Genomic DNA, 13,672 nt, shown 5'->3' with positions numbered 1-13,672 from the left:
GATGTTGCCTCTCTGCCCGTTCATGTCCGCCTGATGCCCGAACCTGTTTACTTTCCGGAAATGTGGGCGTAGCCTCCGAGCGAAACCACAAGTTCGGGCACTGGTCGGAGGCGAACGGACATGTACGCACCGGAGCGGCAGCAGGAGATCCTCCGGCTGGCCCGTGACGGCGGCCGGGTGGACGTCGTATCGCTGGCCGAGGAGTTCCAGGTCACGGCGGAGACGATCCGCCGCGACCTGAAGGCCCTCGACCGCGCGGGTCTGCTGCGCCGGGTGCACGGCGGGGCCATACCGGCCGGACGGCTCGACTTCGAGCCCGACCTCGCCGAGCGCGAGTCGACGGCAGCCGACGAGAAGGACCGCATCGCCAAGGCGGCCCTCGCCGAACTGCCCATGCAGGGCACGGTGATCCTCGACGCCGGTACGACGGTGGCCCGCCTCGCGGGCATCGTCCCGCTGGAGGCCGAACTCACCGTCGTCACCCACTCCCTGCCCATCGCGGCCCGCCTCGCCGACCACCCGGGCATGCAGCTCCACCTCGTCGGGGGGCGCGTGCGGCACCGTACGCGCGCCGCCGTCGACGCCTGGGCGCTGCGGGCGTACGGCGAGATCCGCGCCGACGTCGTGTTCGTGGCGGCCAACGGCTTCTCCGCCGAGCACGGGCTGACCACGCCCGACCTCGCCGAGGCCGCGGTCAAGCACGCTGCGATGGGCGCCGCCCGCCGGGTGGTGCTGCTCGCCGACTCCGCCAAGCACGGCCAGGAGCACTTCGCCCGCTTCGGAGCCCTGAGCGATGTGGACCTCCTGATCACCGACAGCGGGCTGAGCCCAGAAGACGCCACCGCCATGGAGCGCGGCGGCATGGAAGTAGTGCGCGCATGATCCTCACGGTCACCCCGAACCCGTCCCTCGACCGCACCTACGAGGTCCCCTCCCTCGACCGCGGTGAAGTCATACGGGCCACCGGCGAGCGCATGGACCCGGGCGGCAAGGGCGTCAACGTCTCGCGTGCCGTCGCCGCCGCCGGACAGCGCACGGTCGCGGTGCTGCCGCTGGGTGGTGCGCCGGGCGCGCTGGTCGCCAGCCTGCTCGACTCGCAGGGCATCGAGGTCGCGCCGGTCCCGGTCGCCGGGGCCACCCGCTCGAACATCGCCCTCGCCGAGGCGGACGGCGTCCTCACGAAGATCAACGCCCCCGGCCCCGAACTGACCGCTGCCGAACAGGAGTTGCTCCTGGAGACGGTCCGCCGGCAGTCCCGTGACGCCGACTGGATCGCCTGCTGCGGCAGCCTCCCGCGCGGCCTCGCGCCGTCCTGGTACGCCGAGTTGGTCGCCCGCGCGCACGCCGCCGGTGTCCGTATCGCCCTGGACACCTCGGGCCCCGCGCTCATCGAGGCCCTGCGCGAACGCCCTGACGTCGTCAAGCCCAACGCCGAGGAACTCGCGGAGGCCGTCTCCCGCCCCCTCGCCACCGTCGGCGACGCGGTCAAGGCAGCCGAGGAACTGCGGGAGCTGGGCGCGGGCGCGGTCCTCGCCAGCCTCGGCGCGGACGGCCAACTGCTGGTCGACGCCTCGGGCGCCTGGTACGGCAGCGCGCGCGTCGACGTCGTACGCAGCAATGTCGGCGCGGGGGACTCCTCGCTGGCCGGCTTCCTGATCGCCGGCGGCCACGGCCCGGAGGCGCTCGCCTCGGCGGTCGCCCACGGCGCGGCGGCCGTCCAGCTCCCCGGCAGCGTGATGCCCACCCCGGCCGACCTCGACCCGTCCGCCGTGACCGTCACGGCCGACGTCCCGGTGGACCTCGTACTGACGGAGCCGGTCGCATGAACGTTTCTACGGCCTCCAGGACACCCCTCGAACCGGCCACGAAGCGGCGGTACTCCCCGTTGACCGCCGCGGCCGAAGGGAGGCGGGGCACCCCGAGCCGCCCTGCCGCCCGGTGGAGGCGGAGTTTCCCCGACCCCGCCTCCACCACCACCTCCGCAATAACCCGCTTCACCCCCGTCCCCACCCCCGCCCACAGCACCACCCGGGCGATACGCGTGCGAAGGAGCCCGCGATGAGCGAGATGATCACCGCGGACCTGGTCGACCTCGACCTGTCCGCCGATACCAAAGAGGCGGCGGCACGTGCCCTCGCCGAGCGCATGGTCGCCCAGGGCCGGGTCACCGACCTCGACGGCTTCCTCGCCGACGTGGCCGCCCGCGAGGCGCAGATGCCGACCGGCCTCGACGGCGGCATCGGCATCCCGCACTGCCGCAGCGAGTACGTCACCGAGCCGTCCCTCGCCTTCGGGCGCAGCGCGGAGGGCGTCGACTTCGGCGCCCCGGACGGCCCCGCCGACCTGATCTTCCTGATCGCCGCCCCCGCCGGCGCCGACGACGCCCACCTCACCATCCTGTCGGCGCTCGCCCGGCAGCTCATGAACGCCGAGTTCACCACCGCGCTGCGGTCGGTGGCCGACGCGGAGAGCGCGGCGGCGCTGATCCGCGGCGACGAGCCCGAGGGCTCCACAGACTCCGTCGCGACGCCGGCGGCGGCCTCCGCCGGCGCCGCGACGGGCAGCACGGACACGGCGGGGGAGGGCGACCGTCCGTTCCGGATCGTCGCCGTCACCTCCTGTCCGACCGGTATCGCGCACACCTACATGGCGGCCGAGTCGCTGGAGAACGCGGGCCGCGAGGCCGGTGTCGAACTCGTCGTGGAGCCACAGGGCTCGGCCGGTTTCACCCGGCTCGACCCGGCGGTGATCGCGGCGGCGGACGCCGTGATCTTCGCCCACGACGTACCCGTACGGGAGAAGGAACGCTTCGCCGGCAAGCCGACCGTCGACGTCGGTGTGAAGGCGGGCATCAACCGTCCCGCCGAACTGATCACCGAGGTCCGCGGCAAGGCGGAGCGCGGCGAGGTCAGCGGCGGATCCGCGCCCACGCCGGTCGAGCGCGGCGGCGAGGCGGGCGAGGGCTACGGCTCGATGCTCCGCAAGTGGCTGATGTCCGGCGTCAGTTACATGGTCCCGTTCGTCGCGGCCGGCGGTCTGCTGATCGCCCTCGGCTTCGCGATCGGCGGCTACGAGATCAAGTCCGCGCCCTCGGTCATGCAGCACTTCGTGTGGACGCAGACCGACAGCTGGGCAGCGCTGATGTTCCAGGTCGGCGCCGTCGCCTTCGGCTTCCTGGTCCCGGTGCTGGCCGGCTACATCGCCTACGGCATGGCGGACCGGCCCGGTCTGGTGCCGGGCTTCGTCGGCGGCATGATCGCCTCCACCATCAACGCCGGGTTCCTGGGCGGTCTGGCGGCCGGTCTGATCGCCGGTGGCGTGGTGCTGGCGATCCAGAAGGTGAAGATCCCCAAGGCGGTCCGCGGGATCATGCCGGTGGTGGTGATCCCACTGATCTCCACGGCGGTCGTCGGGTTCCTGATGTTCGTGGTCATCGGCAAACCGATCGCCTCCGCGCAGAAGGGCATGACCGACTGGCTCAACGGCCTCAGCGGCTCGAACGCCATCCTGCTGGGCGCCCTGCTCGGCCTGATGATGTGCTTCGACCTCGGCGGCCCGGTCAACAAGGTCGCGTACACCTTCGCCACGGCGGGTATCGCGGTCTCCAACCCCAGTGACTCGGCGATGAAGATCATGGCCGCGGTCATGGCGGCCGGCATGGTCCCGCCGCTGGCGATGGCCCTGGCGACGACCGTGCGCGGCAAGCTCTTCACCGAGACCGAGCGCGAGAACGGCAAGGCCGCCTGGGTCCTGGGCGCCTCCTTCATCTCCGAGGGCGCCATCCCGTTCGCGGCGGCCGACCCCCTGCGGGTCATCCCGTCCTCGATGGTGGGCGGCGCGATCACCGGCGCCCTGTCGATGGCCTTCGGCGCGACCCTGCGCGCCCCGCACGGCGGCATCTTCGTGGTCCCGCTGATCGGCAGCCCGTTCCTCTACCTGATCGCCATCGCGGTCGGCATGTCCGTCACGGCGGGCCTGGTCGTCGTACTGAAGGGCATGCGCAAGCCGGCCGCCGGTGCCACGGCCCCCGGAGCGCCGAAGGACATATCCGCCCCCACGGCGGAGGCCAAGCAACCGATCGCCGCCTAGCCGCTTTTGGGCGACCGTGAGGTGTTCACGGCAACTGCGAGATTCATCACGGTCCGGGACCACGGTCCCGGACCGTGGTGTCTACTGGAACGCATGCCTGAGCACCTCTCGATCCTCCAGCTGACCGGTGTGGCCGTTCTCGCCCTGGCGACCGTCGCCTGGGTGCTCGGCCTGACACGCATCCTGCGCCGCGCCCTCGTCGAGCCCACCGTGTGGCACGCGGCCCACCCGCTCCACGGCCTCCCGGGCCGGCGCGACACCGCCCCCCACCTGGAGTCCGTCGAACTGACCCCCGCGGAACGCGACGCCTTCGCGGGTCTCGTACGACAGCTCGGCGACGGGCGCTGACACTCGCCCCGCCTCAGGAGAACTGCGCCGCCCGCCGCTCCATCGCGTCGCGGGCCGCATCCTCGCTGACGTACACCTCGCACATGTGACGGCCGTCCGGCGTGGCCGTGTGCTCGACCTCCCACAGGGAGATCTCCGCGCCGTCGGGCAGCAGGAACGCGTGCTCGTAGAGCGAGAAGCAGACCGCCGCGCGGCCCGCTCGGTAGGGGCGGCCGAAGGCCTGGATGATCTGGTGCGCGAACGCCGTCGCCAGCAGCGCCGCCGTCTCCTCGTCCGGCCGGTCCGCGTTCTCCGCGCGGCGCAATAAGCGGCGCGCGTGGTCCGCCGAGTTGTCCGCCAGATAGGCGTGCCGGGGCTCCGGGATCGGTGACAGGTGCACCAGCACCGGGAGTTCGAAGTCCGTCGTGTCCGGCGGCATCGGCAGGCGCGCGGTCGCCGTGCGCAACTCCTCCTCGTCGACATACACCTCGTGCTGCGCCTCACGGCCCAGCACGGTGTTGTGGACGAGCTCCCACAGGGTCAGCGCCGAACCGTCACTGAGCAGCCACGTGTGCCGGTACGTCTCCCGGTGCAGACCCGCGCAGTGATGCGCGGAGTGCAGCGAACTGTCGTATGCCAGCGCGCAGTCCAGGACCAGCCGTATCGTCTCGTCCGGCAGCTCGAAGGAGTTCAGGGCACGGCCGAGCAGTCGCGCGAGGTGCTCCTCCGGAGACTCGTGCGACTCGGGTGGTTCGTACGCTGCCGTGTCGTACGGAACGCTCAAGGCTTCTCCCGGCGTTGCTGCATGTCACCTTGTGGGTGCATACCGTAGCCCCTCGGTCGGACATCGTGCCCAGGAACCGAGAAAACGTATGACCGGAAAACGCGCGGGCCGCGCGAGATGTTCCCGCGCGGCCCGAAGATCCGTCAAAACCTGCCGGTCAGGCGGCACTTCCGGCGGTCCACTCGCTCCACGCCAGGTTCCAGCCGTTGAGCCCGTTGTCCGGGGCGACCGTCTTGTCGGGGGAGTTCTTCACGATCACGACGTCCCCGATGAGGGAGTTGTCGTAGAACCACTTGGCGTTCGTGGCACCCTGCGCGCCCTGCACGTCCGCGAGCCCCACACAGCCGTGACTGGTGCCGGTCTGGCCGAAGGGCGGATTGGCCTTGTTGTACCAGTAGTTGCCGTGGATGAACGTCCCCGACGAGGTCAGCCGCATCGCGTGCGGCACGTCCGGGATGTCGTACTCGCCACCCAGACCGACCGTCTGGCTGTTCATCCGGGTCTGCGTGAACTTCTCGGAGATCACCATCTGCCCGTTGTACGTGGTGTGTTCCGGGCTGCCAGAGGAGATCGGCAACGACTTGAGGGTCTGACCGTCCCGCACCACCGTCATGGTCTGCGTGTTCACATCGACCGTGGAGACCTGCGAACGGCCGACGGTGAAGGTCACCGTCTTCTTCTGCACGCCGTAGACGCCGTTCGCGCCCTCCACACCGTCCAGGTCGATCTTCATCGTGACCTTGGAACCGGCCTTCCAGTACTCCTGCGGCCGGAAGTCGAGCCGCTGCGCCCCGAACCAGTGCCCCACGACCTGCTGCCCGCTGCTGGACGTGACCGTGATGTGCGACTGCACGGCCTTCTTGTCGCCGATCACCTTGTCGAAGGTGAACGACACCGGCATCCCCACACCGACCGTCGTCCCGTTGTCCGGCGTGTACGTCCCTATGAAGCTGTTGCTCGAACTGACCGTCGTGAAGATCGAGTTGGCCGCGGAGGTCTTGCCGCTCGCGTCCTTCGCGGTCGCCGAGATCTGGTACTTCGTACCGCGCTCCAACTGCTCCTTCGGCTTCCAGCTCCCGCCGTTCGCGGAGACCACGCCCTCCACGGCCTGCCCCGAACCGGCCACCGTCATCTTCACGTCGGTCAGCTTGCCGTTGCTGACCTGCACGCCCGTCGCGTTGATGGACGCGTTCGTCGAACCGTCCTTCGCCGAGATGACGATCTTCGCGGTGGACGTCTTGGCGGACGTCCCGCCGCCGCCCTTCCCGCTGGTATCGGTGTCCGCACTGGCGTTGCCGCCGCACGCGCTGAGGGTGAGGGTGCCGACCACCAGGGCGGCGATGGCCCCCAGTACGCGCCGCGCTGCTATGTCCGGCGTTGTCACGGGCTGCTCCAGGTTCGTGTGGTGTGCGAAATGCGCAGTGGTGATGTGTGTTGCGTGATCCGCTGCGATGCGTGGACAAAGAGCGCCCCAACCCCCACACGGGTTCCCGCCGTTCCCCACGAACGCCATCCGGTGACAGAACCGCGACAAACACCGGGACGGATCCCCGGAAACACCGGATGCCCACCGCCACAGGCCCCCTATCGCCTCCCGTACAACTCCTCGTACGACGGCCACGCCCCGCCCGGCCCGTCCACCGACTCGGCGGCCCGCACCGCGCGCACGATCGCCCGGGTCACCACGTCCGCGCCGGCCGCGAGGATGTCGTTCAGGGCGAGGGGGCGTTCGGCGTCGAGCGGGCGGGCCCCCGTGGCCAGCGCGAACACCGTGTCCCCGTCGTTCAGCAGATGCACCGGCCGTACGGCACGCGCGATGCCGTCGTGCGCGGTGCCGGCCAGCTTCTGCGCCTGCGCCTTGGACAGATCCGCGTCGGTGGCGACCACCGCGAGCGTGGTGTTCAGCAGGGGAGCGGCGTTCTTCGCGGCGGTCTCGGCGAGGCGCCGGCGCGCGGCCTCATGGACGTGCGCCTCCGGATACGTCACGCGCCCCTGGAACAACTCCCCGTACAGGACGCCCGTTTCGGGATCCGTCACCGACCCCGCCGCGTTGGCCACCACCAGCGCCGCCACCGTGATCCCCGACTCCAGCACGATGCTCGCGGTCCCGACGCCGCACTTCATCGGCCCGACCGCGGCGCCCGTACCGGCGCCCACGCACCCCTCGCGCACCCGCACCCCCGGCCCGCTGATCGCGGCGGCCTCCACCGCGGCCCGCCCGGTGGCCGCGTCCGGCCTGGCCCTGAAGTCGCCGCCCCGCCCCAGGTCGAAGACACAGGCCGCGGGCACCACCGGCACGACATGCGTCGGTTCGACGCCCACCCGCACCCCGCGCCCCTGCTCCTCCAGCCAGGCCATCACCCCGGACGCGGCGTCCAGCCCGTACGCGCTGCCGCCGGTCAGCACGATCGCCTCGACGCGCTGCACCACGTTGCGCGGATCGAGTGCGTCGGTCTCCTTGGTGCCGGGTCCGCCGCCGCGCACGTCCACGGCGGCCACCGCCCCGCCCTCCGGCGCGAGCACCACGGTCGTGCCGCTGAGCCAACCGTCCCCCGACCGCGTCGCATGGCCCACCCGCACCCCGGCCACGTCCGTCAATGCGTCTACTGTCATGGAGCCCAGTCTCACGCAGCGTGCGGCGGATTCGGGGACCGGCGGTGCGGTGGGGGTAGTTGTTGGGGTGCTGGTCGGCCGGGTGTGGGGGGTTGTTCCGCTGGTGGTCGGCCGGTTGCGGGCGCCGGTCAGCCCACCGACGCCGTCGCCTCGGCCCCGCTCTTCTCGCCGGCCGTGAGTGCGGTCAGGGTCGTGCCGACCGCCACCGTCAGCGCCGACACCAGGCCCGCCGCGAGCACCGCCCAGGAGCCCAGGAAGGTGCAGCAGATCACCAGCAACGCAGCCACGGGAAGCACCAGTTGCTGGGCGACGCCCACCTTGTAGTGACGAGCGTGCAGCGCCCACACGCTGAGCAGGTACAGCGCCGTCGGCAGCGTCACCGCGGCGGACGCGGCCGACGTGGAGATGTGCGCCTTGCCGATGGCCTCCGTCACCGCCACCTCCAGGCCGGCGCCGATCGTGGCCGCCGACGCGAAGATCAGATAGTGGCCGTAACCCCACAGGAACGCCTGCTGGCTGGACCGGAGATGGCCGTGGATCGGCACCACGAAGTAGATCCACCAGGCGGCGAACACGATCAGCAGCCCACCCGCCGCGATGGGCAGCAGCTCGCCCAGCGCGTCGTGCTCGTCCACCCCCGACTTCACGGCGACCGTGGCCGCCGCGATCGTCTCGCCCAGCACGATGATCGTGAACAGCCCGTACCGTTCCGAGATGTGGTGCGGATGCCACGGCGTAGGGAAGTCTTTCTCCGCGTAGCGCGGCACGCACATCTCGGCGATCACCATCACGAGGAACACCCAGCCCCGGGCCGGTTCCGGCAGGACCACCAGACCCGTCCAGCCGACCATGCAGAGCAGCACGCCGCCCGCGTACCGCAATGCCATCGTCCGCTCCGGCCCGGCGGCGGTCCGTGCCGCCCGCAGCCACTGCGTGGCCATCGCCAACCGCATGATCACGTAGCCGAGCCAGACCACCAGGTAGTCGTGCTGCTCGAAGGCCCGTGAGACCCCGGCCGCGAGGACCAGGACGCCGGAGATCTGCACCAGGGTGACGACCCGGTAGAGCACGTCGTCGTTGTCGTACGCCGAGGCAAACCAGGAGAAATTCATCCAGGCCCACCAGATCGCGAAGAACTGCATCGCGTAGCTGAGGACGCCCTCCCCCACGTGCCCCTCGGCCACGGCGTGCGCCAGTTGGACGCCCACCTGTGCGATGGCCACGACGAAACACAGGTCGAAGAAGAGCTCCAGCGGCGAGGCGACCCGGTGCGGTTCGTCTCGGCCGCGGGCGGTGAGCGGGCGCAGGGGTCTTGGAATCTCGGACGTCATGCGCACAAGCACAGCAGATTACGTGCCGGATTTCAGGGGCGGCCGGGTCGGCCGGGACCGACGGGTTGGCCCGCGGCGCCGTCAGACGCCCCCTCGGCCGTACCCTTGAGGTATGAGTACCGCCCCCGAGCCGCGCGATCCGAGCAGTCCGAAGCCTGCGTTGGTCTTCGACGACCCGTTGACCCGGCCCTCCTCGGACGACACGGATCGTGGGTGGGGCGAGCGGGCCGAGGGCGACAGCCCCGCCGATCTCAAGCGCTTCCTCGACGAGAAGCCGCCCCACCACATCTGAGCCGCCGGCTACGGCTCCCGATACGTCTGAGCCGCCGGCTACGGCTCCCGATACGTCTGAGCCGCCGACTACGGCTCCCGATACGTCTGAGCCGCCGGCTACGGCTCCTGGTACATCCGAGCCGTCGGCTACGGCTCCCGGTGTCCGTCGCCGCGCTGGGCGACCAGCGCGTCGCGGATCTCCTTGAGGACCTCCAGCTCGGTGATCTCGATGACCTCGTGCGTGCCCTCCTTGGCCCTGCGCTGGGCCTCCTGCCGGGCCAGGTACTTCGACATGGGCAGGACCATCAGGAAGTAGACCACCGCCGCGGTGATCACGAAGCTGAGGGCGGCGCCCAGGACCGAGCCCCACATCAGCTGGATGCCCTTGTCGCCCGAGCAACTGTCGCTCAGGCACGAGCTGTAGCTGTCGAGGTTCTGCGTGCCGATCGCGCCGACGAGCGGGTTGATGAGCCCCTTCACCACCGAGTTGACGATGTTCGTGAAGGCGGCGCCGATGACCACCGCGACTGCCAGATCGACGACGTTCCCGCGCATCAGGAAGGTCTTGAACCCCTGCCAGACGCCCAGTTCCTTCTTCTTCTCGCTCAACTCGGAGCCTCTTCTCGCACGTGCACGGTGTGGAACGAACAGCTCCGCAACCTACGTCAAGGCGTGGCCGCCGTGTCCAATTCGGTAGCTCGAACGAGGGACTTGACACGAATTCGCACAGGCGCCGGAACGCGCGGCTCACGACACGGAGAGCGCGGCTCAACACATCGTCACCGCCAGCCTCGCCGTGGCACTCGCACCGGCCAGCCGCGCCGCCGTGGCACGCGGTACCGAGAGCACCACCAACGCCCCGCTGCCAGCCGCCTCGTCGAGCGGCTCGGGCACCTTCGTCACCCGCGCCCCGCGCGCGACCACTTCGGCGTCACCGCCCGCCGCCGTGTCCTGTGCCGCGATCACATCGACCCGGTCGCCGGACCGCAGCAGCCGGACCGTACCGGCGTCGGCGATCCGCACCGGCGCCGACACCCACTCGACCGCCCGGCGGTGTTGCCGTACCGGATCGGCCACCGGATGCCCGCGGGGCCGGTCGCCGTGCCGCGCCTGCGTCGCATCGCGTGGGCCGGCCGCCACGAGGGCGACCGCTGTCACCGCGAGCCCGGCGGCCACGGCCCGCCTCCGGTGCCGTAGCAGCCGGCGCAGTTGGTACCAGCAGCCGCGCACCCGCACCGGCGCGAAGTGCGGCACCTCGCACGTGGCCGGAGCATCGGTGCCCAACGGGCGCGGAAAGGGAGGGGAGATGAGGGGAGAGCCAGGAGGGGAGAGGGACATGTGGACCACCGCCTGCGACGAGGGATCGGTTTGCGGTCCCACGATGCGGGAATTCGTCGCGGTCCGCCGAAGCCCGTGTACTACCCGCCGGTTGTGGACAACTCCCTCACCCGAACGGGAAGTTCCGCAGCAGGGAACCCTTCACCGTCCCCTCCCCACGATCCCCTGCTACGGCAGCTCGAACCCGGGATCCATCCCGCCCAGCGCGTTCGCGCACAGGCAGTCCCGTGCCCCGTTCTCCGGCAGCGCGGCCACCGTGTCGAACAGCACGCCCCGCAGCCGGTCCACGTTGGCCGCGAACACCTGCAGCACCTCGTCGTGGGAGACGCCCTCGCCGGTCTCGGCGCCCGCGTCGAGGTCGGTGACCAGGGTCAACGAGGAGTAGCAGAGTTCCAGTTCACGGGCGAGCGGCGCCTCGGGGTGGCCGGTCATGCCGACCACGGACCAGCCCTGGGCCTGGTGCCAGAGGGATTCGGCGCGGGTCGAGAAGCGCGGCCCCTCGACCACCACGAGCGTGCCGCCGTCGACCGGTTCCCAGTCCTGCCCGCGCGCCGCCTTCAGCGCCGTCGCCCGGCCGGTCGGGCAGTAGGGGTCGGCCAGGGACACGTGCACCACGTTCGGCACCGTGCCGCCGGGCAGCGGCAGTCCGTCGAAGTACGTCGCCGCCCGGGACTTCGTACGGTCCACCAGCTGGTCCGGCACCAGCAGCGTGCCCGGCCCGTACTCGGGGCGCAGCCCGCCCACCGCGCACGGACCGAGGACCTGGCGCACACCCACGGAGCGCAATGCCCAGAGGTTGGCCCGGTAGTTGATGCGGTGCGGCGGCAGATGGTGGCCGCGCCCGTGCCGGGGCAGGAACGCGACCCGCCGGCCGGCGATCTCGCCGAGGAAGAGGGAGTCACTGGGTGGCCCGTAGGGCGTGTCCACCTGGATCTCGGTCACGTCGTCCAGGAACGAGTAGAAGCCGGAGCCGCCGATTACGCCGATCTCTGCGTTCGCCATGACCAGCACACTAGCCGCCGCCGAAAAGACGCAGGAACCGGCTCAGGAATCGGTACAGGAACCGGCGTAGAAACCGGCTCGGAAAACACCGAGGACCCTGTCGTCGTGCGACGACAGGGTCCCGCGGTCGAGAAGTCCTGCGCGGTCTAAGCGGCGGAGCTGCTGCCGGTCGAGGAGCCCGAGCTCGACGACTTCGACTTGGAGTCCGAGGACGAGGGAGCGGTCGACGGGGTGGACGGCTTCGCGTCCGAGGACGTCGACGGCTTCGAGGTGGCCGGCGAGCTGCTCGACGAGGAGCCGCGGCTGTCGTTCCGGTAGAAGCCGGAGCCCTTGAAGACAATGCCGACCGCGGAGAACACCTTCTTCAGGCGGCCACCGCAATTGGGGCACTCGGTCAGCGCGTCGTCGGTGAACTTCTGGACCGCTTCAAGGCCCTCGCCGCACTCGGTGCACTGGTACTGGTAGGTCGGCACTGTGTCTTCCTCCTGGCACTCTCACTCAATGAGTGCTAACGAGCGTCCATAGTGACGTATTCCCGAGGATCAGTCCACTGCCACCGGCACGCGGTGACCGACGCCACGTGCCACGGTGCGGCTGCGGGGCCGGGTCGCGAGGTGCGACCGGAGCGCGATCAGGGTCCCCAGGGCGAGCACCGTACCGGCCATCGGCACCAGGAAACCGGCGCCGCCCCACAGGCGGTCTTCCAGCTGTCCGGCGACGGTGACGGCGGCGGCCTGGCCGAGGGCGACCGCGCCGGTCAGCCAGGTGAAGGCCTCGGTGCGGGCGCCTGCCGGGACGAGCCCCTCGACCAGCGTGTAGCCGGTGATCAGGGCGGGCGCGATGCACATGCCGACCAGGAGACCGAGGCCGGCCAGGAGCAGCACCGAGTGGGCGGTCCACAGTGCGGACGCGGTCAGCGCGAGGGCTGCGTAGCCGACGAGGAGGCGGCGCTGCGGGGCGACCTTCCAGGCGACGGCACCACACACGACCCCGGAGAGCATGTTGCCGGCAGCGAAGGTGCCGTAGAGGACGCCGTTCAGGCCGGGTTCGCCGATCGACTCGGTGAAGGCGGCCAGGGAGACCTGCATGCCGCCGAAGACGGAACCGATGCCCAGGAAGGTCACGATCAGCACGCGCACTCCGGGGATGCGCAGTGCGGAAACGTGCTCCACGCGTGCGTGCCCGTCGGTGGTCACGGTGGGCTGGGTGCTCTTCCGGGCGGCGAACAGCAGGCCGCCGACCAGAGTGAGGCCGGCCTCCGTGACCAGGCCGGCCGCCGGGTTCACGGTGGTGCACAGGGCGGTCGCGAGCAACGGGCCGAAGACGAAGGTCAGTTCGTCGGTGACGGACTCGAAGGCCGCGGCGGTCGTCATGAGGGGCGAGTCCTGGAGCTTCACGCCCCAGCGGGCACGCACCATGGGCCCGATCTGCGGCACCGAGGCGCCGGTCGGCACGGTCGCCACGAACAGCGCCCACAGGGGAGCGTGGCCGAGCGCGAGCGCGGTGAACGTCAGGCCCGACAGGGAATGCACCAGGACACCGGGGAGCAGCACGGCCCGCTGCCCGTGACGGTCGGCCAGACGCCCGCTGTAGGGCGCGAAGAGGGCCATGGAGACGCCGGTGACGGCCGCGGCGGCGCCCGCAGCGCCGTAGGAGCCGGTGGTGTGCTGCACCAGCAGCACGATGGAGATGGTGAGCATCGCGAACGGCTGACGTGCCGCGAAGCCGGGAAGCAGGAACGTCCAGGCGCCGCGCGTACGCAGCAGCTGTCCGTATCCAGGACGGGATCCCGTCCTGGAGGTGACCGTGGATGCCACGGCCCGTGCCTTTCTGCCACCTGGTAGCGCGCCCTGTGCGGGGGGCGCCGAGCACTGTCCTCTTGCGCGGAACTGCGGTAGATACCGGTGCCCACTGC

14 protein-coding genes are annotated in these 13,672 nt (G+C 70.8%); 5 read left to right on the top strand and 9 right to left on the bottom strand.

The window, feature by feature from the left end:
• Positions 1-120 precede the first annotated feature (120 nt).
• The 4 genes from OC490_RS37935 to OC490_RS37920 all read left to right on the top strand — a co-directional run bounded on the left by OC490_RS37935 (position 121) and on the right by OC490_RS37920 (position 4,437).
• Entirely contained in the window at positions 121-882 is a 762-nt protein-coding gene (locus OC490_RS37935) for a DeoR/GlpR family DNA-binding transcription regulator (protein WP_093628483.1), read from the top strand.
• The gene (gene pfkB / locus OC490_RS37930) at positions 879-1,826 is read left to right on the top strand and encodes a 1-phosphofructokinase (RefSeq protein WP_262062590.1); all 948 of its coding nucleotides are present in this window, start codon (positions 879-881) and stop codon (positions 1,824-1,826) included. The genes OC490_RS37935 and pfkB overlap by 4 nt, the downstream gene beginning before the upstream one ends.
• A gap of 232 nt (positions 1,827-2,058) precedes the next feature.
• A complete protein-coding gene (locus OC490_RS37925) occupies positions 2,059-4,089 on the top strand; it encodes a fructose-specific PTS transporter subunit EIIC (RefSeq protein ID WP_262062589.1) in 2,031 nt (676 codons plus the stop codon).
• Between the two features lie 93 nt (positions 4,090-4,182).
• Positions 4,183-4,437, top strand: a complete 255-nt coding sequence (locus tag OC490_RS37920; protein WP_262062588.1) for a hypothetical protein — start codon at positions 4,183-4,185, stop codon at positions 4,435-4,437.
• A 13-nt stretch (positions 4,438-4,450) separates the two neighbouring features.
• Here OC490_RS37920 and OC490_RS37915 read toward each other — a convergent pair whose 3' ends face one another.
• The 4 genes from OC490_RS37915 to OC490_RS37900 form a co-directional block, all read right to left on the bottom strand.
• Positions 4,451-5,200, bottom strand: coding sequence for a DUF6227 family protein (locus tag OC490_RS37915; protein ID WP_262062587.1), 750 nt, complete (start codon positions 5,198-5,200; stop codon positions 4,451-4,453).
• A 157-nt stretch (positions 5,201-5,357) separates the two neighbouring features.
• Positions 5,358-6,584 carry an Ig-like domain-containing protein gene (locus tag OC490_RS37910; RefSeq protein WP_262062586.1) on the bottom strand — a complete coding sequence of 409 codons (1,227 nt, stop codon included), beginning with the start codon at positions 6,582-6,584 and terminating at the stop codon, positions 5,358-5,360.
• A gap of 200 nt (positions 6,585-6,784) precedes the next feature.
• Positions 6,785-7,813 carry a P1 family peptidase gene (locus OC490_RS37905; protein ID WP_262062585.1) on the bottom strand — a complete coding sequence of 343 codons (1,029 nt, stop codon included), beginning with the start codon at positions 7,811-7,813 and terminating at the stop codon, positions 6,785-6,787.
• 128 nt (positions 7,814-7,941) lie between these two features.
• Positions 7,942-9,144, bottom strand: coding sequence for a low temperature requirement protein A (locus OC490_RS37900; RefSeq protein ID WP_262062584.1), 1,203 nt, complete (start codon positions 9,142-9,144; stop codon positions 7,942-7,944).
• Positions 9,145-9,256: 112 nt separating this feature from the next.
• Here OC490_RS37900 and OC490_RS37895 point away from each other — a divergent pair, with 112 nt between their 5' ends.
• Positions 9,257-9,436: a hypothetical protein gene (locus OC490_RS37895; protein WP_262062583.1), complete on the top strand. Its 180-nt coding sequence runs from the start codon at positions 9,257-9,259 to the stop codon at positions 9,434-9,436.
• A 128-nt stretch (positions 9,437-9,564) separates the two neighbouring features.
• On the opposite strand, the gene mscL is transcribed toward OC490_RS37895, so the two are convergent.
• From mscL to OC490_RS37870, 5 genes are all read right to left on the bottom strand, one after another.
• On the bottom strand, positions 9,565-10,026 hold the full coding sequence (gene mscL, locus OC490_RS37890) for a large conductance mechanosensitive channel protein MscL (protein ID WP_262062582.1): 462 nt from the start codon (positions 10,024-10,026) through the stop codon (positions 9,565-9,567).
• A 159-nt stretch (positions 10,027-10,185) separates the two neighbouring features.
• Complete coding sequence (locus tag OC490_RS37885) at positions 10,186-10,755, bottom strand: hypothetical protein (RefSeq protein WP_262062581.1); 570 nt, start codon at positions 10,753-10,755, stop codon at positions 10,186-10,188.
• Between the two features lie 168 nt (positions 10,756-10,923).
• Complete coding sequence (locus OC490_RS37880; RefSeq protein ID WP_262062580.1) at positions 10,924-11,757, bottom strand: S-methyl-5'-thioadenosine phosphorylase; 834 nt, start codon at positions 11,755-11,757, stop codon at positions 10,924-10,926.
• Positions 11,758-11,903: 146 nt separating this feature from the next.
• Positions 11,904-12,230, bottom strand: a complete 327-nt coding sequence (locus tag OC490_RS37875) for an FmdB family zinc ribbon protein (protein ID WP_262062579.1) — start codon at positions 12,228-12,230, stop codon at positions 11,904-11,906.
• A 69-nt stretch (positions 12,231-12,299) separates the two neighbouring features.
• A complete protein-coding gene (locus OC490_RS37870) occupies positions 12,300-13,574 on the bottom strand; it encodes an MFS transporter (protein ID WP_262062578.1) in 1,275 nt (424 codons plus the stop codon).
• Between the last annotated feature and the right edge of the window lie 98 nt (positions 13,575-13,672).

It is taken from the genome of Streptomyces sp. STR69 (assembly GCF_024519455.1).
GTDB lineage: Bacteria > Actinomycetota > Actinomycetes > Streptomycetales > Streptomycetaceae > Streptomyces.
This window is presented reverse-complemented; position numbering and strand designations above follow the sequence as displayed.